Source organism: Ruminococcus sp. RTP21484sp1_RTP21277st1_D2_RTP21277_210401 (assembly GCF_040924225.1).
GTDB lineage: Bacteria > Bacillota > Clostridia > Lachnospirales > Lachnospiraceae > Blautia_A > Blautia_A faecis.
Window position 1 is genome coordinate 49,930 of record NZ_JBCOMJ010000026.1, and the last position, 26,000, is coordinate 75,929.

23 protein-coding genes and 4 pseudogenes are annotated in these 26,000 nt (G+C 42.8%); 5 read left to right on the top strand and 22 right to left on the bottom strand.

Annotation, left to right across the window (positions count from 1 at the left end; genetic code table 11):
• Nucleotides 1-95 precede the first annotated feature (95 nt).
• The 6 genes and pseudogenes from AB5706_RS16325 to AB5706_RS16355 form a co-directional block, all read right to left on the bottom strand.
• Complete coding sequence (locus AB5706_RS16325) at nucleotides 96-482, bottom strand: alanine racemase C-terminal domain-containing protein (protein ID WP_173771721.1); 387 nt, start codon at nucleotides 480-482, stop codon at nucleotides 96-98.
• Entirely contained in the window at nucleotides 479-1,291 is an 813-nt protein-coding gene (locus AB5706_RS16335; protein WP_416385815.1) for a M15 family metallopeptidase, read from the bottom strand. Before AB5706_RS16335 ends, AB5706_RS16325 begins: the two co-directional genes overlap by 4 nt.
• A 139-nt stretch (nucleotides 1,292-1,430) precedes the next feature.
• Nucleotides 1,431-1,703 (bottom strand): VanW family protein, encoded by a 273-nt coding sequence (locus AB5706_RS16340; RefSeq protein WP_226815363.1) that lies wholly within the window; start codon nucleotides 1,701-1,703, stop codon nucleotides 1,431-1,433.
• Nucleotides 1,704-1,796: 93 nt separating this feature from the next.
• The gene (locus AB5706_RS16345) at nucleotides 1,797-2,930 is read right to left on the bottom strand and encodes a sensor histidine kinase (RefSeq protein ID WP_472515489.1); all 1,134 of its coding nucleotides are present in this window, start codon (nucleotides 2,928-2,930) and stop codon (nucleotides 1,797-1,799) included.
• Nucleotides 2,914-3,633 (bottom strand): VanR-ABDEGLN family response regulator transcription factor, encoded by a 720-nt coding sequence (vanR, locus tag AB5706_RS16350; RefSeq protein ID WP_173717176.1) that lies wholly within the window; start codon nucleotides 3,631-3,633, stop codon nucleotides 2,914-2,916. The genes AB5706_RS16345 and vanR overlap by 17 nt, the downstream gene beginning before the upstream one ends.
• 374 nt (nucleotides 3,634-4,007) lie before the next feature.
• Nucleotides 4,008-4,844 (bottom strand): annotated as a pseudogene (locus tag AB5706_RS16355) (relaxase/mobilization nuclease domain-containing protein); the annotation flags it as partial.
• A gap of 120 nt (nucleotides 4,845-4,964) precedes the next feature.
• Between AB5706_RS16355 and AB5706_RS23195 the strand changes: the two are divergent.
• Together AB5706_RS23195 and AB5706_RS23200 are read left to right on the top strand one after the other, a co-directional pair.
• Nucleotides 4,965-5,504 carry an AlbA family DNA-binding domain-containing protein gene (locus AB5706_RS23195; RefSeq protein WP_330589465.1) on the top strand — a complete coding sequence of 180 codons (540 nt, stop codon included), beginning with the start codon at nucleotides 4,965-4,967 and terminating at the stop codon, nucleotides 5,502-5,504.
• 95 nt (nucleotides 5,505-5,599) lie between these two features.
• A complete protein-coding gene (locus AB5706_RS23200) occupies nucleotides 5,600-6,376 on the top strand; it encodes an ATP-binding protein (protein WP_330589464.1) in 777 nt (258 codons plus the stop codon).
• A 73-nt stretch (nucleotides 6,377-6,449) separates the two neighbouring features.
• Here the strand turns inward: AB5706_RS23200 and AB5706_RS16365 are convergent.
• From AB5706_RS16365 to AB5706_RS16385, 5 genes and pseudogenes are all read right to left on the bottom strand, one after another.
• Nucleotides 6,450-6,584, bottom strand: a pseudogene (locus AB5706_RS16365) (CD1845 family protein); the annotation flags it as partial.
• A 240-nt stretch (nucleotides 6,585-6,824) separates the two neighbouring features.
• Nucleotides 6,825-9,323 carry an ABC transporter permease gene (locus AB5706_RS16370; RefSeq protein WP_173717175.1) on the bottom strand — a complete coding sequence of 833 codons (2,499 nt, stop codon included), beginning with the start codon at nucleotides 9,321-9,323 and terminating at the stop codon, nucleotides 6,825-6,827.
• Nucleotides 9,316-10,017 (bottom strand): ABC transporter ATP-binding protein, encoded by a 702-nt coding sequence (locus AB5706_RS16375; protein ID WP_173717174.1) that lies wholly within the window; start codon nucleotides 10,015-10,017, stop codon nucleotides 9,316-9,318. Before AB5706_RS16375 ends, AB5706_RS16370 begins: the two co-directional genes overlap by 8 nt.
• Before the next feature lie 106 nt (nucleotides 10,018-10,123).
• A complete protein-coding gene (locus tag AB5706_RS16380; protein WP_173717173.1) occupies nucleotides 10,124-11,053 on the bottom strand; it encodes a sensor histidine kinase in 930 nt (309 codons plus the stop codon).
• Nucleotides 11,041-11,709 (bottom strand): response regulator transcription factor, encoded by a 669-nt coding sequence (locus AB5706_RS16385; protein ID WP_368366196.1) that lies wholly within the window; start codon nucleotides 11,707-11,709, stop codon nucleotides 11,041-11,043. The genes AB5706_RS16380 and AB5706_RS16385 overlap by 13 nt, the downstream gene beginning before the upstream one ends.
• 241 nt (nucleotides 11,710-11,950) lie before the next feature.
• On the opposite strand from AB5706_RS16385, the gene AB5706_RS16390 reads away from it, so the two are divergent.
• Nucleotides 11,951-12,241: a P-loop NTPase family protein gene (locus AB5706_RS16390; protein WP_173717148.1), complete on the top strand. Its 291-nt coding sequence runs from the start codon at nucleotides 11,951-11,953 to the stop codon at nucleotides 12,239-12,241.
• Between the two features lie 102 nt (nucleotides 12,242-12,343).
• On the opposite strand, the pseudogene AB5706_RS16395 reads toward AB5706_RS16390, so the two are convergent.
• Nucleotides 12,344-12,451: pseudogene (locus AB5706_RS16395) on the bottom strand (DUF6783 domain-containing protein); the annotation flags it as partial.
• Between AB5706_RS16395 and AB5706_RS16400 the strand changes: the two are divergent.
• Nucleotides 12,401-12,565: pseudogene (locus tag AB5706_RS16400) on the top strand (DUF6783 domain-containing protein). The pseudogenes AB5706_RS16395 and AB5706_RS16400 overlap by 51 nt on opposite strands.
• A gap of 269 nt (nucleotides 12,566-12,834) precedes the next feature.
• Here the strand turns inward: AB5706_RS16400 and AB5706_RS16405 are convergent.
• The 3 genes from AB5706_RS16405 to rplM form a co-directional block, all read right to left on the bottom strand.
• The gene (locus tag AB5706_RS16405; RefSeq protein WP_173717171.1) at nucleotides 12,835-13,098 is read right to left on the bottom strand and encodes a recombinase family protein; all 264 of its coding nucleotides are present in this window, start codon (nucleotides 13,096-13,098) and stop codon (nucleotides 12,835-12,837) included.
• Nucleotides 13,099-13,402: 304 nt separating this feature from the next.
• Nucleotides 13,403-13,795 (bottom strand): 30S ribosomal protein S9, encoded by a 393-nt coding sequence (gene rpsI, locus AB5706_RS16410; protein ID WP_118580486.1) that lies wholly within the window; start codon nucleotides 13,793-13,795, stop codon nucleotides 13,403-13,405.
• Nucleotides 13,796-13,812: 17 nt separating this feature from the next.
• Nucleotides 13,813-14,241 carry a 50S ribosomal protein L13 gene (rplM, locus tag AB5706_RS16415; RefSeq protein ID WP_117853326.1) on the bottom strand — a complete coding sequence of 143 codons (429 nt, stop codon included), beginning with the start codon at nucleotides 14,239-14,241 and terminating at the stop codon, nucleotides 13,813-13,815.
• A gap of 643 nt (nucleotides 14,242-14,884) precedes the next feature.
• Here rplM and AB5706_RS16420 point away from each other — a divergent pair.
• The gene (locus tag AB5706_RS16420; protein ID WP_173717156.1) at nucleotides 14,885-16,054 is read left to right on the top strand and encodes a cation diffusion facilitator family transporter; all 1,170 of its coding nucleotides are present in this window, start codon (nucleotides 14,885-14,887) and stop codon (nucleotides 16,052-16,054) included.
• Between the two features lie 109 nt (nucleotides 16,055-16,163).
• Here the strand turns inward: AB5706_RS16420 and AB5706_RS16425 are convergent, their stop codons facing one another.
• The 7 genes from AB5706_RS16425 to AB5706_RS16455 all read right to left on the bottom strand — a co-directional run bounded on the left by AB5706_RS16425 (nucleotide 16,164) and on the right by AB5706_RS16455 (nucleotide 25,683).
• Nucleotides 16,164-17,225 (bottom strand): sugar ABC transporter substrate-binding protein, encoded by a 1,062-nt coding sequence (locus tag AB5706_RS16425; RefSeq protein WP_173717155.1) that lies wholly within the window; start codon nucleotides 17,223-17,225, stop codon nucleotides 16,164-16,166.
• Nucleotides 17,222-18,817: a response regulator gene (locus tag AB5706_RS16430; RefSeq protein WP_173717154.1), complete on the bottom strand. Its 1,596-nt coding sequence runs from the start codon at nucleotides 18,815-18,817 to the stop codon at nucleotides 17,222-17,224. The genes AB5706_RS16425 and AB5706_RS16430 overlap by 4 nt, the downstream gene beginning before the upstream one ends.
• A gap of 70 nt (nucleotides 18,818-18,887) precedes the next feature.
• A complete protein-coding gene (locus AB5706_RS16435; protein WP_173717153.1) occupies nucleotides 18,888-20,390 on the bottom strand; it encodes a sensor histidine kinase in 1,503 nt (500 codons plus the stop codon).
• Nucleotides 20,391-21,401: a sugar ABC transporter substrate-binding protein gene (locus AB5706_RS16440; RefSeq protein ID WP_173717152.1), complete on the bottom strand. Its 1,011-nt coding sequence runs from the start codon at nucleotides 21,399-21,401 to the stop codon at nucleotides 20,391-20,393.
• A gap of 342 nt (nucleotides 21,402-21,743) precedes the next feature.
• A complete protein-coding gene (locus AB5706_RS16445) occupies nucleotides 21,744-22,901 on the bottom strand; it encodes an ABC transporter permease subunit (RefSeq protein WP_173717151.1) in 1,158 nt (385 codons plus the stop codon).
• A gap of 17 nt (nucleotides 22,902-22,918) precedes the next feature.
• Complete coding sequence (locus AB5706_RS16450) at nucleotides 22,919-24,457, bottom strand: sugar ABC transporter ATP-binding protein (protein ID WP_173717150.1); 1,539 nt, start codon at nucleotides 24,455-24,457, stop codon at nucleotides 22,919-22,921.
• A gap of 98 nt (nucleotides 24,458-24,555) precedes the next feature.
• On the bottom strand, nucleotides 24,556-25,683 hold the full coding sequence (locus AB5706_RS16455; protein ID WP_173736424.1) for a substrate-binding domain-containing protein: 1,128 nt from the start codon (nucleotides 25,681-25,683) through the stop codon (nucleotides 24,556-24,558).
• Between the last annotated feature and the right edge of the window lie 317 nt (nucleotides 25,684-26,000).

Sequence of the window (26,000 nt, forward strand, 5' to 3'; positions counted from 1 at the left end):
AGCCGTCGAGTGTTTAATTTGACACGGGAAAACGACTGCTGCACGACGGCTTTTTTTCTTTTGCCGTCGTGCGGCAGATAATTACATTCCATAAGTTAAACTATCATTCTATTTAAGCGGCTACCTAAGCGACTTAACAGTTCGTTGGTAATTGTCCCACTTGCTTCTGCAAGGTCATAGGCCGTGATTTCATACTGGCCTGATTTTCCTATGAAGATAGCAATATCACCGCTTTTCACATCTGGTAAATCCGTAATATCGACTATCATTTGATCCATACAGATGTGTCCAATTATTGGTGCTTCGTAGCCGTTTATCAATACTTTTCCATGATTACACGACAGAGTGCGAGGAATGCCGACCATTACCGCTTCATACTTGCTGCTGTCCATATTCTGAAGCACAGCGGCTGCGGACTGGAGGGACACGCTATATTCCGGGGAACAGCCGCCAAACAAAACAGCGATTTTTAATCTTTTCATTGCTCTGCCTGCCTTTCTGCCAAATATTCCTCCAAGCACAGCCCTTTTTCATACATCTCTGTGGCGGCCTCAACGCCAACATACCGATAATGCCATACTTCCTCGGCAACGCCCGTGATGTCGGTTTTATCTCCAGGGTAACGGAAAATAAAACCGTATTTGTAGCTGTTTTCTTGCAGCCAGAAATAAAGATCATAGATGGCTCCGTTGATGTCCACTGCTAAACCAATTTGATGTTCACTGTATCCGGGAACAGATACCCATTGCTTTGCCAGTTCCTCCGCTTCGCTCTGGGAATTTCCCTCTTTGCGGTATCCAGCCACTTTGTCGTCATAGAGCTGCTGCTGCTTTTTCTGCGTGCGGTAACCGGATACGACCATAGGCAGTTGATCCAAATTTCCTTCCTTTGCTGCTTCCAACATCTCCATGAGAGGATCATAGATGCGTTCATCTACTTTCTCACCGCCGGGCACCTCTACCAGTTTTGGCTCGTAGTTTTCGGGGATCGCGTTTTCATCGTTTACCAACATCAAGTTCCAGTCGGTGTCATCATTTGCTGTCTGCGTGTTTTGGGGTGAGCTTTCATCCAAAAGGCCAACTTGCACATCATCAGGCCCCTGCGTTGTGATGTCGTTTACTTGGGAATTTTCAGGCGATTCTTTATCTCCAAACAATGTGAACGCATATACACAAACAGCCACGACCAGAATGACTGTGGCAATACTTCCCCAAGGAAAGCGCCTCCGCCGCTGCTTTTGCCTCCGGCGATGACCTTCATTGGGAACAGGCAGCATTTTTTCTTCCATCATATAAAGCCTCCTTTCTGAAGGGGAACAAAAGCGCCCCTGTCAGCATTTATTGTACTGAACAGCGGCGCTTGAAACTTTAATATGAAGTTGTTTATTTCCTAAGAAAATCCTAATGTAAAGGGGAGATTTTACTTATGTTCTATCCAGCGGCGGTCCGCAGCTTTGCATCGGACAACACTTTCCCTCTCATATGATATTTGTCAACAGAAATCTGGATTTGAAATGTGTAGGCGGTGTTGTTTTTGACCTTCAAATCCAGCCGGCCTTCCGCCACCGCCGCGTCAATTCCTTGGGGAATGCCGGGCGTATTGCGGTGAAGGTCGATTCCATGTGTATGCTGTTCTGTAACAGTCAGCGGAGTATCCTTCCCATCATTTCGCTCCTTTCGGTGATTTGTTTCATAAAAGAGCAAATCCATGCTCCTGTCAGTATCATTCTACTGGACAAGAGCATGGATTGTTTTAATAAGAAGTTGATTGACTCCTAAGAAAATGCAAAGAAATTGCTAATTTGATAACGGCAAAGAGACTGTAAATGTAACCACATGATTTTTGCTGGATGCGCTGATTGCCCCGCCATGCAGCGTGACGATCTCCTTTGCTATGGCTAATCCAAGCCCTGTGCCGCCTGTATCAGAGGAACGAGACTGATCTACCCGGTAGAATTTATCGAAAAGAGACGCCAATGCCTCATTTGGAATATCTTCGCCGCTGTTCTGAAACCGAATGATGACTTCATGTTCCAATTTTTCTACGGAGATCACAATCTCGGTATGTGGGAAGCTATACGATGCGGCATTTTTCAGAATGTTGTTGAATACCCGTGCCAGCTTTTCCGGATCGGCTTCGATGGTCAAGTTCTCGTCAAGATGCAGGGTAACGGTGTTTCCCCTGGGAGCCAAAACAGGAGACAATTCATCCGATAGTTGGACCAGCATATAATAAAGGTCGATGGTTTCCTTGGACAAGGTGATTTTCTGAGATTTATATTTTGTGATCTCAAAGAATTCATTTACCATCGTCTCCAGTCGGTAGGCTTTTTCCAACACGATATGAGCCCGCGCAGCCCTCTGCTCAGGGGGCATATTCGGATCTTCCTCCAACAGATTGAGGTATCCAATTACAGATGTGAGTGGAGTCCGAATATCATGGGCCAGGTACATAACCAATTCGTCTTTCCGCTGTTCAGCCAAAGCGGTTTCCATTTTTCGTTCTGCTAAAGTTTGTTTTACAGAGTTTAGCTTCCGCTCAAATGGCAGCATTTCCGGTGACAACTGGATTTGCTTTTCATCGTCTGCCAGCAATGACTCTATCCCTTGATTGACCTCTCTGAAATAGCCGGTAACCCACCGGAAAATTCGTACCATGAGGACTGTAAATATTAGAAGAACGGCCACAGCGAAAAAAATTTCTTTATTACCTCGAAAATGGTCACTGTAATAATAAAATGCTGCTTCATGCTTCATGTCGAATACGGTTTCCAGAATCCATACAATCAGATCGCCAATTCGCTGTTTCCAGATGAAAAGATACAGCCCCACCACCACAACGATAGAGGTAATGACATTCATGCAAACTCGTCGAATGAGTTTTGATTGAAAAGCAAAGTATTCGTCTTTTTTATCAACTTTCAATTTTATATCCTCCCCCCCATATCGTCTTAATGAATCTGGGCTTGTCCATGCTATCTCCCATTTTCTCCCGCAGGTGGCGGATATGAACGGTGATGGTGTTGTTGGATTTGCTGTAATACTCGTCCTGCCAGATTTTGTGAAACAAATCTTCTGAACTGACTACATTCCCGGTATTTTCCAGAAGAATACGCAGGATCGAAAACTCCGTAGGTGTCAGCACCAAGGGCGTTTCCCCCAAAAAGCAGGTATGTGCCTTGATATTCATTGTCAAGGAACCGCAAACAAGATTATCTTCTGATGCGGCAGACGAGGTTGCACCGGTATCAGAATGAGCAGGATTGTACTTTTGATACCGGCGAAGCTGAGACTTTACCCGTGCAATCATCTCCAGAGGGCGAAACGGCTTTGTAATGTAATCATCCGCTCCAAGAGTAAGGCCGGTAATTTTATCAGTCTCAGCATCTTTGGCTGTCAGCATGATGATGGGGTAGGTATGATGTTCCCTGATTTTCTTGCATAGAGTGAATCCATCTATGTCAGGAAGCATAATATCCAAAATTGCAAGATCAATGGGGGTTGTTTCAATGCAGTTAAGGGCTTCTTGGGCCGTATAAAATTTGAATACAGTGTAGTTTTCGTTTTTCAAATAGACTTCTATTAAATCCGCAATTTCTGTTTCGTCATCGACTACTAATATTTTATTAGACATGAAATCATTCTCCCTTCAAAGAGTATATATTATTATATTATCAAAGTCAAACACAGCACATCCTTATTATTTCATGAGAAAACATTAAGATTTTCCTAATTTCTCACAGATTGCAATATCTTGGGGCTGAATTTTGGCAAGTTAAGAACCCCCTTGATATATTAGTCGTATCTGTTCATCTCTAAGCTATATTATATTTCGTTCTTATTTATTAAGCAATGATTCGCCTATTAAATCAGGTCCACAACCAGAACAATCATACTTGTTTACCAATATAATAAGGTCATTCCACAGCCGGATACTATATCCGTTCTTCAAAAGGGCTTGTCCGCAGTCGATTACGATATCGCCTTTCGGGTCAGTGACCACGTAGGAACTGTGACCTTCGGCGGCTCTGTCTGTGTGACTGTTTTCTTTCGTAGGGTATGGGCTTTCTTCCCTGAGAGAACTGACTGCAAATCCTCCAATCCATATCCTTCGCCCAGACTGTCCATGCGGGCGGCTTTCTCCCAACCAGAGAGCTTCAGTCGATACGATTTTCCGCGCTTTGAGACTTCACAACCATACTCTTGCAACAGCTTCAGCAGTTCTTCAAAGTCAGCAGGACTTTGTGATAATGCGTTGTCAATCACCACACGAAGCAGCTCTCGGTGAGAGGGCTTTGCCTGATCGCCCAGCCATTTGTTATAGCTCTTTCCGTGAGGTTTCGGATTCTCTACAATTGACAGTCCATTCTCAATACAGATGGTGTCACTTAGCCGACGAACCGCCTTGGTGCTGTCCCAAAAGTTTCGGAACTTCCGGTCATATTCTAAGCTGACCGATGACCAGATAATGTGATTATGAATGTGCGACTTGTCTATGTGAGTGCAGACTACAAAGGCATGATTGCCTTTAGTAAAACGCTTTGCAAATTCTACGCCCAGCCGGTTTGCTTCTTCCGGGGGAATCTCACCGGGGCGGAAGGACTGGCGCACATGATAGGCAATCACATCATCCGCGCCACGCACTCGTCCGGTAGCGGCAATGTACTGCCGCTTTGCCAGAAGGAACTCCGCATCCGCAGTCCGGCTGTCACACGCATAGCCGGTAATGAGCCTGCCGTTATCTGTTTTCTTTGGATTGGCCACATAGTCGATGATGTCACTGATCGCCCGACTCTCTGTGCGGCCTTTGCCGACATGAAGTGGCATGATTCTTGTAGTTGCCATAAAAAGCCCTCCTCTCAAAATATTTTCTCTGAACTCTTTGTGCCTATCGTTGAAATAAACTCTCCTTATGGGTATAATATTAATATAAAGAAACTACCAATACCTCAAAGGAGGGATTTTATGATAGAACAGCTAATTGCAGAAGCAACCGAATGTGATTTCAAAGTTGCACTTGAAATAAAGAAACCCAAAAGCTGGTTAAAAAGTGTCAGTGCCTTTTCTAATGGAATCGGCGGAACTCTTTTTTTCGGAATCTCTGATGACAGGAAACCTATTGGCTTGTCCGATGTTCAAAAGGATGCTGAAGCGATCAGTCGCTTAATCAAAGAACGTATCACACCATTACCTCAGTTTATCTTAAAACCATTACAGGAAGATGGTAAAAATCTATTAGCTCTGGAGGTTTCTCCCGGCCGCAGCACCCCATATTATTACAAGGCAGACGGCGTGATGGAGGCATATATCCGTGTTGGAAATGAAAGCGTAATTGCCCCTGATTACATTGTGAATGAATTGATCTTAAAGGGAACCAATCAGTCCTTTGATACCCTAACAACAGACGCGGCAAAAAGGATTACAGCTTTACACTTCTGGAAGCAACCTATCTGGAACGGACCGGTCTCCGCTTTGAGCCATCCGATTATGTTTCCTTTGGTTTGACTGATAAAAATGGACTCCTGACCAATGCCGGAAAACTCATGACCGATCAGCACACGGTTTATAACTCCCGTATGTTCTGTACCCGGTGGAATGGCTTGGAAAAAGGCTCTATCTTTGATGATGCGCTGGACGATAAAGAATACGAGGGAAATTTGATTTATTTACTGAACAGTGGCAGTGAATTTATTCGCAATAATTCCAAAGTCCGTTTTGTCAAAAAGGCACAGTATCGTGTAGACAAGCCGGATTATGCTGAACGAGCTGTGACAGAGGCTCTTGTCAATGCGCTTATCCATCGTGATTATATTGTGCTTGGCAGCGAAATCCATATTGATATGTTTGATGATCGGGTGGAAATCACATCTCCTGGCGGTATGTTTGGCGGCGGCTCAATTCAGGAATACGATATTTACAGTATTCGTTCGATGCGACGAACCCTCGTGATTGCTGACATGTTCCACCGCATGAAGTACATGGAACGCCGTGGAAGTGGTCTGCGCAAAATCGTTAGTGAGACTGAAAAACTACCAGGATATTCAGAAATATATAAACCTGAATTTTTCTCGACAGCAACAGATTTCAGGGTCATCTTGAAAAATGTAAACTACATCATGTGCGGTGCTTCCGTACATGATGCCGCACATGATACAGCACATGATACATCTGTGATCAGCAAGCAAAACTTGCTATTGGAATTTTGTGCAGACCCTAAAAGTCGAGATGAAATGCAAGCATATATTAATGTTTCCAGTCGTTCTCACTTCAGCAAATATTACCTCAAGCCTTTATTATCTTCTGGTAAACTTGAAATGATGTTTCCATACAAACCCAAAAGCAAAAACCAGAAATACTCTACCGTTCATACCAAGTAAAATAAGAAGCAGGGCATTGGGTCTCATCTCCCATTGTCCTGCTTCTTTTCATTCCAAATTATATTCACATCATTTACCCATACACCCAATCCTGGATCGCAAATTTCAAGCTCTGTACCTTGCCCAGCAGCCAGATCGCAGCCAGCGGCAGCCCCATCGGGCTAATCAAAAATGCCATAACCAGCAAAACTGCACCATTCTGTGGGGCTTTCTCCTTATTCTCATGTAAAAGAAAAGCGTCTGCTATTTCACAGACGCCTAATTTCTTAATATGGACAGCGGATCGGAATGCACCGGTCAATCTTCAATGGCTATTATTTGCCCCCAATCAGGAAGTAGGCTGTCCCGTCTACTTTTACTTCGCTTACGCAGGCATCTCTCCTATATATATTATGGTGACTACGGTTTTTAGTCAATCATTTTTTATATCTATATCTAAAATCCAAAATCACTCAACTCCTTTAATCCTCTCAACAACAGTTCCATTCTTTTCCAAAACACTCCAGGTAAGCACCGGAACCATAGTACAAACCAGCAAACTGATTCCCACTGCAAATAAAAGTGGAAGTAATGGCACTGAAAACGCAATCCCACGATAATTCATTGATTCATAAAGAAGATACGTTGCTCCCATTCCTACTGTTAGCGTAACAAGCCATGCGCCGCCTGCATAGAGAACCCCTTCCCTGACTAGCATTCCAAGAAGCTGCTTCGGGGTCATCCCGATACTCTCCATAACCGAAAGCTCCGTCATCCGGCTCTGCACATTTACTACAAAGGTGTTCATGTAGTTCATGATTCCGATAAAAGCCAGAATCAACACAATCCCGATTCCCACTTGCGGCATATTGCCCTGTGCTTTTTCAATCTCATCTGCATCTTCGATTTTGGATTCCCAGGAAAAGTCTTTTGCATTGCCATTTTCTTCTAATAACGCCATGATTTCTTGCTCTGTATCTCTATCATATTCTTTGTGATATTTTATGCTGGTCTTTAATATAATTGGATTATTGGCAAATGTTTTCACTACCTGATCACTGGCTATAATCGTCGGTGGGTATCCAAGGAGTGCCGTATAATAATTCTCGTCCGTAACTCCTTCTATGATAAAAGTTTTTGTCGTTTGTTGATCTTCATACAAAGCACATGTCACATTTTTTCCTATTACGTCAGCATCTGCGAAATCCAAACCATTTCGATAAACAATACATGCTTTTCCCGAAAGGAAGTCCTCTTTATTGATCGGATGCTCAAGACTGTTATTTAAATAATCAAATTCCTGTTCATCAATTCCGATCAGAGAGGATCCAAAATTCTCAGGATGATTCTGATACTCGTCCTTGTCCTTACTATATGGAGTACTCATCCACTTTGCATAAAATTCTTTCATCCACATCTCAGCAAAATCCGGTTCCCATGGAACTGTAATCTCGGCAAATGTCATAGAATGTACTTCAGAGACTCCGGCATTTTCTTTGATTGACTTCACGAAAGCTTCATCCAGAATATCTCTTCTGTCTTCTGATTTTTCTTTGCATGCCGTATCATTTTTAATAACCATATCCGTATCCATATAATTTGACACTATGGTTCTTGCTGCCTGACTGTCCAGCATGGTCACAATACAAAGATACACAGACAGACTGGCTGCCAAAGACAACAGTACCACCGCAGTTCTTTTCTTATCCTTTGTAACCTGCTCCAGGGAAAGTCTTGCTATTACTTTTCCCTTTCCTGCTTTTCTTTCTTTTACGGTTTTGTGGGTCGGACGATAACCAAGCGCTTCTATTGGAGAGATATCTGCTGCCATTTTTGTCGGTTTTTGGCTGGCCAGAAAGATGGTAACCCCAACCAGTAAGATGGTTGCCAGCAGAACTGCCGGATGAAAACGAACCATATCTGCTCCAACATAGCCACTTTTGATTCCAAGTGATTTTACAACAACAGGAATCAGGAAAAAGGATACCAGCCCACCTGACAGACATCCAAGTACTGTCCCTGCAGATCCGATCAGAAGCATCTGTTCCTTCATCATCCTTTTTATCTGCTTTTCTGTCATTCCGACCGTCTGAAGCAGACCATAATAACGAACTTTTCCAGCTACGGAAAGATACATAATATTATAAATAAGCAGATACGCACACAAACAGGTAACTGCAATCAAGCCAATAAGACCTGCCAATATCTGAACCGATGCGCCAAGATCTTCCATGAAGAAAAGATTCTGCTGCTTTCCAAGATTCATACTTTCGATAAAAGCATTCTGCTCTGTTTTTGTCATTATTTTCTGCTTAAAATCCATAAAGTAACGACCGGAAGCTGCCTGCGAAAGCTTCCATCCCGATTGATCATAGAATTCTTTCGAGACATAAAACTGTTTCTTGGGTCCATATCCGTCCCAGAGCCCACAGATTCGAAAAGTCCCTGTAAAGATTCCCTCATGTGTTCCATAAGACATAGCAAGGGTATCGCCTACATCAAGATCTTCGTAACCACATTCTTTTAAAGCAGATTTTGTTACCATTATCTCATCCAAAGCTGTCGGATATCTTCCTTCCAGCTTTTCTCTGACCGGCTCCATCATCTGTGTCCAATATCCATCATCTGCCCAGATCAGTCCCACATCAGGTGTGGAATCCTGATCTGTTTTTTCTACCCATCCACAGACTCCCGCCGTACCTGTCAGAACGATATCCGGGTTGTTCTCACACATTTGCTTCTGTTCATCCGTCACTCCATACATAATTGCATCAAACTCAGCTCCTGACATACGGATATTTTGAATTTTCTGAAGCCTGAAATAAGAGTCTCCAACTGTGAACATTGTGAATACCAAAAAGGAAGAAAGAAGAACCGCAAGGAACAGAGTAATGGTCTTTCTCCTGTTTACTTTTAGAGCATTCCCTGCCATCCTTTTGATCACTTTCTGATTCGGATTCTTAAGCATAGGAATCACTTCCCTTCCTGGTATCTCCTATAATCTTTCCGTCCTCAATATGTACGATACGATCTGCAAGCTGCGCAATGTCTCTGTCATGAGTGATCAGGATCAAGGTCTGGCTGAACTGTCTTGCTGCCATTTTCAAAAGTCCAAGTACATCATGGCTGGTAACCGAATCCAGATTTCCCGTTGGTTCATCAGCCAGAATAATGGCGGGCTTCGCCGCAAGCGCCCTGGCAATCGCAGCCCTCTGCTGCTGTCCACCGGATAATGTTCCAGGAAGAGCTTCCCTCTTCTCTGACAGCCCTAAAAGTTCCAGTATCCCATCCACATACTCCACATCAACCTTTCTCCCATCCAGTTCCACCGGAAGAATGACATTCTCATATACATTAAGATCCGGGACAAGATTATAATTTTGAAAAATAAACCCGATCTTTCTTCTGCGGAATATGGCAAGCTGTTCTTTTTTCAGCCCCAAAAGACACTTACCCTCTACCAACACTTCCCCTTCTGTTGGCACATCCAGTCCACCCAGCATATGCAAAAGTGTACTTTTTCCGGATCCGCTTTTGCCGATAATAGCAACGAATTCCTGATCTTTCACACAAAAATCTACGCCATCCAATGCCTTTACCGTATTTTCACCCATTTGATAGTATTTTTTTAAGCTTCTTGTCTCTACAATGTATTCTTTCATTGGTTTGCCTCCTTCTTTTGATATTCTATAGAATATCTCCTAAAAATCACAAACCTGTCTCAATTTTTAATTATCACAAGATTGTGACAATCCCCGATCGGTTATGTTACGATTTAATCACCGGTAAATACAGGCGAAAACACGCTCCTTTTCCCACTTCAGACTGTACTTCTATGTAGCCCTTCTGAAGTTCCATGATTGTTCTTGCAAGATATAATCCGATCCCAACCCCTGGTTTATCATGAACCTCCGGCTCACGGTAAAATCTTGTAAAGATCTCTGCCTGCCTCTCCGGGGCAATCCCTTTTCCAGTATCGGAAATGCTGATCTTAAAAAATAATTCCTGTCTTTCTGTCTGAATATGGATCTTTCCACCTGGTTCGGTATACTTGAGTGCATTATCCAGAATATTATAAATTGCTTCCTCCGTCCATTTGCTGTCATGACGGATTATCATATTTTCTTCGCAGTTCACATATAGATCAATACCCTTCAACGCCGCCCCCGGAACCACACCGGCAACTGCGTGGCGGATTGTTTCGTATAGATTTTTGTCTTCCTTATGTATTTGCAGAATTCCCGTTTCAAGCCTTGACATTTTTACCATGCTCTGCATTAAAAAATCAATTTTTTCCATCTGCCCTTTGATTTTTCCCAAAAACTCCTGACCGCTTTGCGAAAACTCCTCGTCCTCAAGAAGTTCCAGGTATAGTTTAATATTGGCAATGGGCGTCCTTATCTGATGGGATATATCAGAAATCAATCCCTTTACTCTTTCTTTCTCACGAAAACCGTCTTCTTCTTTTTTCCGAAATACGTGCCCGGCTTTCACTAATTGTGTTCCTGTTCTTCCCCAGAGGCTATCCTCCAATTCTTCTTCCATATTCCATTCTTTTCCTGTTACGATAGCATCCAGAGCATCTTCCACCTTTTCAGCAAACAACTTCGCTTCTTTTTTTATCCGGTAGTTTTTCCATAACAATACCAGTACTGCTGCAAATAAAATTATCATCATGATATATATCAGCCAATCCATTGATATCCCATCCCATATACATTTGAAATATACCTATGATTCTTATCTTCAACCTTTCCTCTCAGACGATTCACATTTACTGCCAGTGCGTGCTTGTCCACAAACTGTCCTCCACTGTCCCACAGCCGCTCCAATAACAGATCATAAGTCAGAAGCTGTCCCCGGTTCATAAGAAATTGACGAAGCAGACGGCACTCTGTCGGTGTGACGGGGCATTCCTGACCTTTTACCGTTACTCGTGCATGATCCAAATCTATATATAAATACTCATCTGCAAAAATCAGACGATTGACCGAAGCAGTTCTTTTTAAAATGACTTCTATTTTTCTAAGTAAAATCTTCATTGAAAATGGTTTAGTAACGTAATCTTCTGCCCCGGATTCATATCCTGTCAGAGCATCCTCCTCCATATCCCTGGCTGTCAGGTAAATGACCGGAACTTCTTTTTGCTTTTTTACACACTGGCAAAAAGAGAAGCCCTCGCCATCTGGAAGATTCACATCCAGAAGGACCATATCTATCTGATTCTCAAAAAAAATCTGCTTCCCTTTCTCCATAAAAGTCACACCGTAAACTCCATATCCTGACTTTTTCAAAGAATAACAGATCGCCTGATTCAAATCAGAATCATCTTCTACAACTAATATATTCTGCATATCCTAATTCCTCCGATACAGATTCTCACAAAGAAATCTCTGCATAGCAATGATACCTTTCAGTATTGTACCACAAACTTTTCCTAGATATGAAAAACAAAGAAAGAATCTCAATTTTGTGATTATTCAGTGCACAAAAAAAAATATTTTATAAGTCTTTTCATATAATGAACACCTGACGGGAAACACTTCCTTTATCGAAACTACAAAGACAGTTATTACACCACAATCATGGAACAGATTGGAATTAAGTGGTCGCCACACTACAATTTCCATGATGAAAGAACACAGCATTGATGAAACTACCATCAAAAAGATTGTTGGACATTCTGGAGCTATGACGCTTACAGAACGTGTCTACACTCATCTTGATATCCTGGTTCTGATCGATGCCATAAACAAAATTGTGGGAGAAAGAGAGAATGGAAAGGAAAAAAATAAACAGAAAAAAGCAGATACTGATAATGCAATAATTATTACTCATATCTGCTTTTCTTATCTTTATCTATTCACTTTAAATCTGGCCACATAGATGCTGTGAGTTTTGATGCATACGTGCTGCCCCATTCTGAAAAAGTCTTTTTTATTTTCTAAGGATGATTCCGCACCTTATTCGCCCCCCGGCATGTTTATATTATACCCCCACCCTAGAGCGTGTTTGAAAAAGGCTTTCTGCAAGATGTGCGTCACAATTTGTGGGAGATTTTGTCCGGATGAAGGCGCCGTAGCGGGCTACGGCAACTGAATTCGGGCAAAATATACCGCAAAGTGGGGCGTGCAGATTGCGGGAATGATTTTTCAAACAGGCTCTAGTATATGTTTCAAGTCCAGTCTTTCCGTACGCATTGTTCTATGATATAATACTTACGTTGTCCAACCGATACCCGACAACGGGAGGAGGTGAACCGCATGGATATTATAATCTCGTTTCTTGTCTCCTGTACGGCAAGCATAATTGCCTACTATGTTTGCAAATGGCTAGATGACGGCAAGTAGGACAACTCTAACCTAGTGGTTTCTTATCCACTATAATAAATAAGAAGAAAGCCCAAGAAGCTGCAACTTCGAGGGCTTTCACTCTTTTGTCCGCATGGACTTATAATCTCTTTGCCTATTGGCATTATATCATATGCATTTTTTGTTTGCAATATACTCAATATATTTTTTTAATGTGTTTCTACTTATATTATATTTATTCATTAAATCTATTTGTTTTATGCTACGATCTGTAAGAAACTTTTTAATATCTTTTTCTAATTCTGGCGACATTTTGTCAAGTTGCCCCTGTTTACGTCCAGACTTCTTGGTACTAGCTGCAATTCCATCTTTTATACCTTTCACTGTGATTTCTCTTTCCTGTTCTGCCCGATCAAGTTCAACAAGAATCAACAGTTCTCAAAGGGTGTCCCACTACGGGTACCCTTTTTCTTTTTGTCCTCTGTCCCGATCTGATTTTAGCCCCCTAAATCTTCACGGTTGCCCCACAGAAAACTCTAATATGAGATTGTCCGCATTTTATCAGTATTTTCCAAATCTGTCAAGCGAATTTGTATGCTACGTGTGTGCTACACGTATGTGCTACGCTTCAAAATTGACCACTTTTTTAGAAAATTTTCAGAATCCAAAACATAAGAAAAACCCCGGAAAATCAAGGTTTTCCGAGGTTTTAATAGTTTTCTGCATTCGATTGAAATTATCGCTTGCTGAACTGCGGAGCGCGACGAGCTGCTTTGAGACCGTATTTCTTACGCTCTTTCATACGAGGATCACGAGTAAGGAATCCAGCTGCTTTAAGAACTGGTCTATACTCTTTGTCTGCCTCAAGGAGTGCTCTGGAGATACCATGTCTGATAGCACCAGCCTGTCCTGTGTATCCGCCACCGTGTACGTTTACAAGAACGTCAAATTTTCCTTCTGTCTCGGTAGCAGCCAGTGGCTGACGAACGATAACTTTAAGTGTGTCTAATCCAAAATACTCATCAATGTCTCTTTTATTGATAGTGATTTTACCAGTACCTGGGGTAAGGTAAACTCTTGCTACTGATTTTTTTCTTCTTCCTGTTCCGTAGAATTTTGCGCTAGCCAATGTTTTCTACCTCCTAATTAAAATGTTAAAACTTCCGGTTTCTGAGCCGCATGTTTGTGTTCAGGTCCGGCATAAACGAAAAGTTTTGTATACATTTCTCTTCCTAATGGTCCTTTTGGAAGCATACCTTTAACTGCCAGCTCAACAACTTTCTCAGGTTTCTTAGCCATCATCTCTTTTAATGTAGTCTCTTTCATTCCACCTACATAATCAGAGTGATTGTAGTAGATCTTCTGATCCATTTTCTTTCCTGTAACTTTGATCTTGTCAGCGTTAACAACGATTACATAATCACCTGTGTCAACGTGTGGTGTAAACTGAGGTTTGTTCTTTCCTCTTAAAACGCTTGCTACGCCAGAAGCCAGACGGCCAAGGGTGCAGCCTTCAGCGTCAACTACATACCATTTTCTCTCGATTTTATCTGGATTAGCCATATAAGTCTGCATGGTTTTACCTCCTGTTATTTATCAACGATTGTTTGTATAAATGCGAATTCTCGCATATGTTAGTAATATGGAAACGATGGTGCAATTACTGCGGAAATGTCCGAAACCGCTGATAAATACCGTCGCCGGGGCTATTGGCTAAAGTATCTCGCACTACGTCACATTGAGTTATTATATTATAAGCCTCCGTTTCTGTCAACCACTTTTTCCCCATATTTCCATCTTTTTTTCAAAAAGTTTTCCACATTCTTCCTGGATTGCTGATCAGCTTTTCCACAAAGCCTGCTTGCTGTCTCCACCTTATACACGCCCATCCACAACAGGTGTCTTTTGGAACAACAATTTATACACACTTTAATCAGGCATTTTATAAATTTTCTTTGTCAAGCGTTTTTTATAAATTTTCTCTGGTATTTTTCTCCGCAATGTGCTACATTAGAAAGAATGTATCCACCGGATACACAGTAACTATTTTATTTTTTCAGGTAACGATTCAGCAAGTACTATTCCGCGAGACATTTTCACTATGAAAGCCCCTGACGGCAGCTGTGGAAGTGCCGCAGGAAGTTTCGCCTTTCTGTGCATCACAAAGCGCGTAACTGTAAGAGAACTGAACAGTTCCTTTATTTGAGGTGAAGTTTTTATGATAACATTTTTATCCCGTTTTTTCATCAAAGATTACAAAGACTACAGCTCCCCCCAGGTTCGCCAGTCTTATGGCATGCTCTGCGGAGCTGTGGGAATTGCCTTGAACATTTTTCTTTTTATAGGAAAATGGCTTGCCGGAATCCTAAGCGGCTCTATTGCCATCACGGCGGATGCCTTCAACAACTTATCGGATGCAGGCTCCTCTGTGATCACTCTGGTGGGCTTCAAGCTCTCCGGACAAAAACCGGATACAGAGCATCCCTTTGGACATGGACGCATGGAATATATCTCCGGACTTCTTGTCTCAGTTGCGATTCTGATCATGGGCTTCGAGCTGATCCGCTCCTCCATTGACAAGATCCGCACCCCGGAGCCCATTGAATGCAGCCCGGTTATTATTGCTGTCCTTATTGCATCTATTCTGGTAAAAATATATATGTACTACTATAACCGCACTATCGGTCACAAAATCGACAGTACTGCCATGCAGGCTACAGCCGGAGACAGTTTAAGTGACACAGTTTCCACCAGTCTGGTTCTTCTGGCAACTATCATCAGTCAGCTTACCGGACTGGTGCTGGACGGATGGTTCGGTGTTCTGGTTGGCATTTTTATCTTCTATACCGGAATCACTACAATGAAGGATACCATTGATCCCCTTCTCGGACAAGCCCCGGAGAAAAATTTAGTAGAGGAAATCGAAGAGATCGTTCTTGCCCATCCCCTTGTCCACGGCATGCATGACCTGATTGTCCATGACTACGGTCCAGGCAGACTGATTCTTTCCCTCCACGCTGAGGTTCCCGCCCACGGAGATCTGCTGATCATCCACGATGAGATTGACAACATTGAGCATGAGCTTCAGGACAAACTGAATTGTTCTGCCACCATCCACATTGATCCCATTGTTACAGACAACAAGGAGGTCAATGAAATGCGCAGCCAGATTGAAGAAATCACCCGCAATCTGGACCGCCGTCTTTCCATTCACGATTTTCGCATAGTAGAAGGTCCTACCCACACAAACCTGATCTTCGACGTAGCGGTTCCTTTCGAATGCAAACTCACAAACGTAGAGATCACCAATCTCCTCAAAGAGCGCATCCGCAATATGGACGATGGCAACTATTGTGCTGTGATCCAAATCGACAGAGTATATGCATAAAAAATTCTTTTCCCCCATACAAAAAAAGGCTAGTTCTTCCTGCAGCTACATGAAGAACCAGTCTTTTTGTTATTTCGTCCGCACTGCGTCCGCTTTGAAGCACCTTTCCTTATCGAATATTCAAATAAACATCCTCTCTCGTATGAAATCCCCCATCAATGATCACCTTATCCATATTTTCCGCTGTCACCGCAATTGGATCGATTTTATAATAAGGAATGTCATATGTCCCGTCATTGAAAGTTTCTACCGCCTTGTATTCCCCTTCTCCTGAAGTAATATCCTCTCCTTTGCCAAGCGCTACAGCGAACTCTGCCGCCGTATTCGCTTCCAGTTCAATAGGCTTATAGACGGTCATTTCCTGTGTACCTTCCACAATCCTCTGACAAGCTGCCAGATCCGCATCCTGAGCCACCACAGCAACCTTCCCTGCCAACCGGTTCTCCGACAATACCTTCACTGCCTGACTTGCCAGATCATCATTTCCGCACATCACTCCTACAATATCTTTTGTAACTTCCAACCCCTGAGTCACATAATTTCCGGCCAGCTCTGCCATCCAGTTATCGCAATATTCCGTATAAACCACATTCAGATTACTGCCTTCAATGGCTTTATTGAACCCCCTCACAACTTCATCCACATTTCTGTCTGTAGGAGATCCATTGATGGCAAAAATATTTCCTCCCTCCGGACAAGCCTGGATCAGCGCCTCTCCCATAAGGGTTCCAACCTTTTCATTATCAATGGTAATATACAGATCTGCATTAACATTTTCCACAATGCGGTCATAGCAGATTATATAAATCCCCATTTCCCGGGCTTCCTTCAGCACATCATACAGAGCATTTCCATCAATAGGGATCACCACGATCACATCCATCTTTTTCTTAATGAAATACTCTATCTGGGAGATCTGCTCTTCCACAACGCCTCCGGCCACCTGCACATTCACCTCAGCCCCAAGGCTCTGGGCAGTAGAAACAAACATATCCCGGTCCCGCAGCCATCTCTCAATTACAAAAGAGTCAAAGCTAAGCCCGATCTGCAGCTTATCTTCCTCTTTTGCTTCTTCCTTCTGCGGCTCCTGAGGCTTACTTCCGCAGCCTGCTGCCAATGCAGCTGCCAGGATCAAAACCAGCGACAAGATCAGCCAACGACACTTTCTCATTTTCCATACCTCGCTTTATACTCACTTGGAGTCATATCCATCTGCTTCTTAAAAATCCTGCTGAAATAATTTGGATCTGAATAGCCGCTCTGGATTCCCGCTTCCTTTACGCTCACATTTTCATCCACCAGAAGCTCTTTGGCTTTATCGATCCGGACTCTGGTCAGATACTCAATAAAATTCTCCCCAGTCTCCTCCTTAAAAATCTTGCTGAAATAATAAGGACTGATATTCACCTGGCTGGATACATCATCCAGAGAAATATCCCTGCTGTAATTTTCCTGAATATAAAGCATGGCCTTCTTTACCGCGGAATTAGACTGATCTTCCTTCTGATCCCGGATTGCCCGGCATACATTTACCATCTTTTCCTGAAACCATTTACGAAGATCCTCATAAGTAGAAAGCGACATGGCAGTATCCAAATAGTCTCTGCGGTAACTAAATCCATAATTGATCGCGCCGCTTTCAAAAGCAATCTTCTCTCCCCAGATAATAAACTCCAGTATTTTCAGGCGGATATTATTCATATCCTGTGAATAATGCTCCACCATCCAGTCACAGAAGAAGTTCACCTCCTGGAGCATACCCTCTTCATTTCCTTCCTCAAGGCAGCGGAACATCCGCTTCTCATCATTGCCGGGAAAAGCCTCGTCATAGACACCATTCTGGGAAAGATCCTCTATATGAATTACCCGGCTCAGGCTTCCGTTTAATGCCCGGAGTGCTTCACGGTAAGATCTCTCAAGCTCTTCCATTTCCCATACTCTTCCAATTCCCACACGGAATTTTGCATCCAGTCTGCCTTCCAGCCTTGCCACCAGTTCTCTTGCCTTTTCCACCAGATCAATGCGGTCTTCATAAGGATTCTGAAAAATTTCACAAGGTACTACTACAGGGATACGATTGGACATAATATTTCCAACCACACAAGGAAAAGCAGACTTCACCACATCCCGGAATTCCGGATAAAAGCTCTGGGCTTTCACATTCATTCCAACCGGGCTTACCAGTCTTCCATTTTCATAGCTTTGTCCAAACTGCACCACCATAACATAACCCTGGCTGTATTCAATATCAAGAAGCTGCTGGTAATAATCTGCTGCTGCCATCTCTTTCTGGAAAAGAAGAGAATTTACATAACCAGATTCCACAACCGGGATAACTGTCTCCAGCTTTTCCTGGATTTTCAACAGATTACTTCTCTGATCACGCACCTTATCCACCTTTGCTGTCGCTTCTTCCACCACAGAAATAATCTTACTTTTCGAAATCGGTTTCGTAAGATACTGTTCCACACCAAGATTAATGGCTTCTTTAGCGTAATCAAATTTGTCATATGCGGAAACCACATAAAACAAGGCGGAATTGTTGAACTTCCGGATTTCCCGCATGGCCTGGATTCCGTTAATTCCAGGCATGTGAATATCCATAAACACAATATCCGGGTGAAAAGTCTCCGCCTTCTCGATTACCGCCCTTCCTGTTTTCGCAGTTTCCACACTGCATTTATCTCCGAATTCAGCCAGAATCACTCCTTTAAAAGCCTCCAGCATAAGTCCTTCATCATCTGCTATCAGAATACGGTACATTTTTTTGCTCCCCTTTATTCAGCCTCTGTTCACTGCTCATTGCAGCATACTCCGTGCTATCACTTTTTACTCATTCACTGGTACCTTCAACCTCCACCGGTAAGGTGATATGCACACTGGTTCCAAGTCCCAGACCATCACTTTCTATGGTAAGAAGACCTTTTTGTTTATAATACAGTTCCAATCTGTCAATTACATTTCCTACTGCTATACCTGTAGAATAACGGTCCTCTCCATTATTTCGTGCTTTCCCTGCCATAACAGACCTGATCATCTCCTGTGTCATTCCGGCGCCATTATCACTGACTGTGATTTCCAGATCATCTCCATCCTTGTGAATAGACATTCTGATTTTTCCAGTTTCCATACAGTCGTGGATTCCATGTTGCACTGCATTTTCCACCAGAGGCTGCAAAATCATACTTGGAATCCTGAAATTCCCGATTCCCTCATCCACATCTTTTTCATAATTGATATCTCCGGCAAATCGGACATTTAAAATATAAATATAATTGTCAACTGCATCCACCTCTTCCCAGAGAAGTGCGTCATCCTCCATTTTCCGTACATTATATCGAAAAAAGTCTGCCATCTTTTCCAGAAAAACACCAGTACGCTCTGCATCCTCCAGCATGGCAAGCTGGGCACCAGCATTCAGACAGTTAAACAGGAAATGAGGATTGATCTGAGCCTGAAGATACTTCAGCTGTGCTTCCTTCAGATGGGTCTCCATAAGAAGCTCCCTCTCCTTCATCTGAGCCTGCTTCTCTATACTTTCACGCTGTTGTTTAATATGAATGCGTATGCTGTCCAGCATCTGATTAAAGCTCCGTGTTACCACGCCAACCTCATCCTCGCAGACAACAGGCAGAATTGGCACATTCAGATTTCCCAGGGCAACCTCATGAGCAGTACTGGAAAGCTGGGTCAGCGGCCGGATCATGGATTGCACAAACAGAATGATAATAGCCACGCCTACTGCTGCCACAATGAAAATAACCACCAACGCCAGCCGATACAGTACATCCATAGAAGAAAGCAGGAGCTGGTAATTGGAGGAATTCATCCGGAAACGCAGATTATTCAGCTTGTAAATATAAGAATTGATATATTTATAAAGCTGCAGTTCTTTTTCATAAGAAGCCTTGTACTTCTCAATATTTCTGCCTCGCTTGGCCTGAACAGTCTCGCTGGTCTGATTCAGATAGCTTTCTGACATTCTGCGTATATTTTTTTCCAGCATTTTTACTTCATTGTCCACATTCCGGTCATTCAGCTTATCCAGAAGCTCCCGGTAATCCTGCTCATAGCGATAGTAATTTTCCAGAGCCTTGGTTCCCTTTATATTCAGATATTCGTAAACCGTTCCTTCCAGCTTGTTTAAGGTATCCGAGAGATCATTAATCGCTGCATTGCTGGAAAAAACAGCATCAATCCGGTCTACACCGGTATGGATCTGTTCAAAGATAAAAAAATTGATGCATACTACAAACACCATGACAAGGGCCATAACAAAGCTTAATCTTGTCTGTATGGAATTCTGGACGGAAAGGCTTCCTTTTCTCTCTCTCATTTAATTCCCCTCCGTTCTGTAAGCACCAACATTGCTTCTGGTGATCACATGCTGACCCACACTGTAATAGTTGCTGGTATGTCCCAAGGAGGAAAACTCTTCCAGGGCATTCACGCTGTATCTTCCGATTTCATCCATATCCAGAGCGATAGCTGAAGAAATAATCCCTTTGCTGATACCATCCAGAATTACATCGGAATAATAAAAACCAACTACATCCACATTTCCAACCTGGTTATAGTCAACCAGAGCCTGGTAAACGCACTCTGTCACAACCTCGTCCATGCACACCAGCACATCTGGCAGGTTCTCCTCGCTTACAAAAATATCCCGGACAAATTCCTCTGTATCAAAGCCAGAGCTGCTGTCAATGTTGTATTCTGAAATCGTTACGGTCTGATAATCCTTCTTTTTTTTCTCCAGTTCTTTTTTAATCTGGTAATAGATCAGATTGGTCTCCTGTGTCTTGGACTGGGAATTTGCCAAAAGAAGGACCTGCGTATTCTCATGTTCCTTTAAAAGTCCAAGGATCTGTTCCGTGTAAGCATTTCCCAGCTGATAACTATTCAGTCCAACAAAGCTGATTCTGGCACTGGAGGAATCATCTGTCAGCACCGTAACTACCGGAATATCCGCATCTGAGGCTTCCTGGATCAGTTCCTGCTCTTCATCGCTTCCATCAGCTTCCAGAATGATCCCGTCCACCTGGGAGGCAATTCCAATACGCAGATAATCCGCCTGATTATAATTGGAATCGTGCCCGGGCTCGATCAATTCCAGATAAGCATCTGCATCCTTTGCCGCCTGGCTGGCGCTTTCATAGATAGAATCCCACATCAGGGTATTTTCCGCTCCTGCTATCATCAGATAATGTTTTGCGTAGCTGGATGCACCCTCGCCTTCACCAAGATCCACCTGATCCAGTTTTTTCTGGAAATAAATCCAGATTCCAGAGAGAAATAACATACAGCCTACTATAATAAAAAAAACAGTCAATGTGGATTTTTTCATAATTAATAAGTTCCTTTATTGCCCGCGCTTTTGCCTGTAGGCAAACCGCCATTTTATTATAAAATAAATATGCTTTCAAACATCTACAGTTTACCATATTTGCATGCTATATGCAAAAGAAGCCATTGCATTTCTGCAACAGCTCCTTTCTGATTGTTACTGTTCACTCCGTGACCAGCAACACGCTTCGCGATGCACAGAAATCATGCATTCGCATGATTTCGCGCCGCAATTCTCGGGTTTTCTGTGAACTTTGTTCACAAAAAACGCCTCGCGGAACGTCACCAGTGAACAGTAGTTTCTGATTACTTACTGCACTCTCAGCAGTTTTTTGGCAATTATTTAGTTGGATTTTCTATTAGAGATAACATCAAATACAACTGCGATCAGAAGTACGGCACCTTTTACAACATACTGCCAGGAATCACCGATACCCATGATTGACATACCCATGTTGATAACACCAAGGAGAAGAGCACCGATTACAACACCGCCTACAGTACCACTTCCACCGTATGCAGAAGCACCACCGATGAAACAGGAACCGATTGCATCCATCTCGAAGGATGTACCTGTACTACCATTTACAGAACCTACACGTGCTGCGCAGAGAAGACCGGCAAGACCAGCAAGTAAGCCCATGTTTGCATATGCAATGAAATAAACCTTATTTGTATCGATACCGGAAAGCTGTGTTGCTTTCTCGTTACCGCCGATTGCGTAAAAGTAACGTCCAAACGCTGTCTTGGATGTGATGAAGTTGTAGATCATGCAGATTGCAACTACCCATACAAGCATTACGGAGATACCTTTGTACTGATACAATTTGTAGCAATACCACAGAATAACAACTGCAATCACGGCTGCTCTGCTGTAATCAGAAGCTGCTGTATTCTGGCGATAACCTTTTTTCGCTTTGTTTGCTCTGGAACGCATGGTAGAGAAAATAATGTAGCATGCGATCAGAACACCAACGATCAGTGCTGAATATTTCTTTCCATCATCAAGTCCCGGAATGTTAATGTAGGATGTAAATACATTCAGGAAAGATTTGTTCTGGATAGATACTGTCTTATTATCCAGTACCAGACGTCCAAATCCACGGAAAATGAACATGCCGGCAAGTGTTGTGATAAATGGAGGAATTCTCTTATAACCAATCCAGTAGCCCTGCCATACACCAACCAGAAGACCGATTACCAGGCAAAGGAGAATGGTGATAAATGGATTGAAGCCCTTGCTGCCAATCAGGACAGCGGCAACACCACCTACAAAACAGATAACAGATCCAACAGAAAGATCGATGTTACCACCAGTTAAGATACAGAGCAACATACCACATGCAAGAACCAGGACGTATCCGTTCTGGAGCATAAGGTTTGACATGTTCTGTGCAAAAAGAAGTCGTCCATCAGTCAGAGCACAGAACAGGATAAATACGATTACAAGCGCAATGACCATCGTATATTTTCTTAAAAAATCCTTGATTTTGGAATTCATAGTGTTTTCCCCTTTCATTATTTCTTCTGATTCTGCATGATATGTGCCATGATGCCTTCCTGGGTTGCTTCCTTTGCATCCAGTTCACCGGCCATCTTACCTTCATTCATAATGTAAACCCGGTCGCACATACCAAGGATTTCAGGCATTTCAGAGGAAATCATGATTACAGATTTTCCCTGTTCTACCATCTGATTGATCAGACAGTAAATATCATATTTTGCACCTACATCGATACCACGGGTAGGCTCATCCAGAATCAAAATATCCGGTTCTGTAAACATCCACTTTCCAAGGAGGGCTTTCTGCTGGTTACCACCAGACAGGTTACCAATACGCTGTTCATTGGAAGGTGTTTTCGTTCCCATTTCTTTTGTCATCTGCTCCGCCAGCTGTACCTCAAGGTCTGTGTTGATAATTCCATTATCACAGACTTTGCTCAGACGGGCAAGAGTTGTATTGAAACGGATGGACTCATCAAGGATCAGTCCGTTTGTCTTACGGTCCTCAGTTACATATGCAAGACCATGCTGGATGGCCGCACGAGGATCTTTCAAATCTACTTTTTCACCCTTTATGTACAATTCTCCGGAAATTGCACTTCCATAGCTCTTACCGAAGATGGACATTGCCAGTTCTGTACGGCCTGCACCTTGCAGTCCTGAGAAACCAACAACCTCACCTTTATGTACTTTAAAGGAAATATTGTCGTCTACTATTTTTTCCGGATACAGAGGATGATGAACCGTCCAGTTCTTTACCTCCAGCATCACTTCTTTACTTACATTGTGCTCACGCTTCGGATAACGGTCTTCCATAGGACGTCCAACCATTCCTTTGATGATCCTGTCCTCACTTAAGTCATCCACGCCTTTTGTAAGTGTCTCGATTGTGCTTCCGTCTCGAAGAATGGTACAACGGTCTGCACAGTAAATGATCTCATTCAGTTTGTGTGTGATAATAATAGATGTCAGTCCCTGTTTCTTAAATTCCATAAGCAGGTCCAGAAGCATCTTTGCATCTTCATCATTCAGGGATGAAGTCGGCTCATCCAGGATGAGCAGTTTAACATCTTTTGAAAAAGCTTTCGCAATTTCTACCAGCTGCTGTTTGCCGGTTCCGATATCTTTGATCAGGGTCTGGGCAGATTCATGAAGACCTACCTGGGCCATGTGTTTCTCAGCCTCGCTGTATGTTTTATCCCAGTCGATGGCTCCTCTTTTATTTTTGATCTCGTTTCCAAGAAACATGTTTTCACCGATGGAAAGCAGTGGGATCAATGCAAGCTCCTGGTGAATAATAACGATACCTTTTGCCTCGCTGTCATTAAGCTTTTTAAACTTACACTCTTCACCCTCATAGGTAACCGTTCCAGTATAGCTGCCGTATGGATACTGACCACTTAATACGTTCATCAATGTGGACTTTCCCGCACCGTTCTCACCGATCAGCGCATGAATCTCGCCACGCTGAACTTCAAGGTTAACGTTATCCAAAGCTTTGACACCGGGGAATTCCTTCGTAATGTGTTCCATTACTAAAATATTGTCAGCCAAAATGGCGCCCCCTTTCCCATAAAGCAGGCGGGGCTTTTCACCCCGCCCACATTTAAAACTTTATTTTTGATTTGTATGACGTTTTCGTTCAGCCTTTATTAGTTTGCCGGATGAAGATATCCGTCATCGTCCATTGTGTAGTATCCTGGGTCAACCAGTGCTTCCTGAAGGTTGTCTTTTGTTACAACAGTAGGAACCAGAAGGAAGGATGGGCATTTATTTCCATCAGATGTCTCATAGGATTCTGTATCATATGCACACTCGAAATCCCAACCAGATTTTTCAATCAGGGACTCATCAATTGTATCACCAGCCAGCATTGCTTTTGCAAGGTCAAGTGTTACGACTGCTTCATTGGCAACTGCTTTGTAAACGGTCATGGACTGTTTTCCATCAACGATGTTTGCAAGGTTTGCTTCGTCACCATCCTGTCCTGTGATCAGAACTGTGTTATCACCAGCATAGTCAGACTCGATTGCCTGTGTTACACCAAGTGCTGTGGAGTCGTTGGAGCAAAGAGCTACGTCAAGCTGTGTTCCGTCTGCATAGTAGGATGCCAGAATGTTCTGCATTCTTTCAAGTGCTGTCTGGGTATCCCATGCAGGTGTTGCAACAGAATCAAAATCAGTCTGTCCGGAAACTACATTTAAGGTTCCTGCATCAATGTATGGTTTTAATACATCAAATGCACCATTGAAGAAGTATCCGGCATTGTTATCAGCAGGATCACCAGCTGTAAACTCGATATTGTATGTCTTGTCTCCGGCATTGTCCAGATCCAGAGTATCTACTACGTACTGTCCCTGAAGGGTACCTACTGTGTAGTTATCAAAAGAAATATAATAGGAAACAGCGTCAGACTTGATCAGACGGTCATAGGAAATAACCGGGATTCCTGCATCTGCTGCTTCATCCATAACTGTATTAAGAGCCTCGCCATCGATAGCTGCTACAACTAACAGGTTAACTCCGTCGGAAATCAGGTTCTGGATATCGTTTACCTGACGGTCTGTCTCGTTGTCAGAGTATGTAAGCTCTACTTCGTATCCAGCATCTTCGAACTGTTTCTGCAGATAGGAACCATCACGATTCCAACGCTCCAGAGACTGTGTAGGCATTGAAATACCGATCTTTCCGCCAGCTGCTCCGTCTTCTGCCATTACCGGAACTGCAAATGAACCAACTGCCATTGCTGCTACCATTGCCATTGCTACTTTTCTCTTCATGAAAAAACCTCCCGTATCATTTTTATTTGCTATGTTCTATAGCTTTTTGATGGGATTATAATATCATATCGATGCTCTGTGTAAAATGGACTAATTTTGGATTGCTCTTTCAATTTTTGTGTTATGATATGCACAATTTTTTGCTGGACTGGACATTTTTGTTGTGGAATAGTGTTAGATTGTAATTATGTGCTATTGACATTTTTGAGATATGAAGTGTTATAGAATTCCCGAATGTGATTTTGCTATTTAATGTGTTGGTCGTTATTCCGGACGCGATTTCACAATGTATATTCACCGCCGCGCGTCGCAACGTT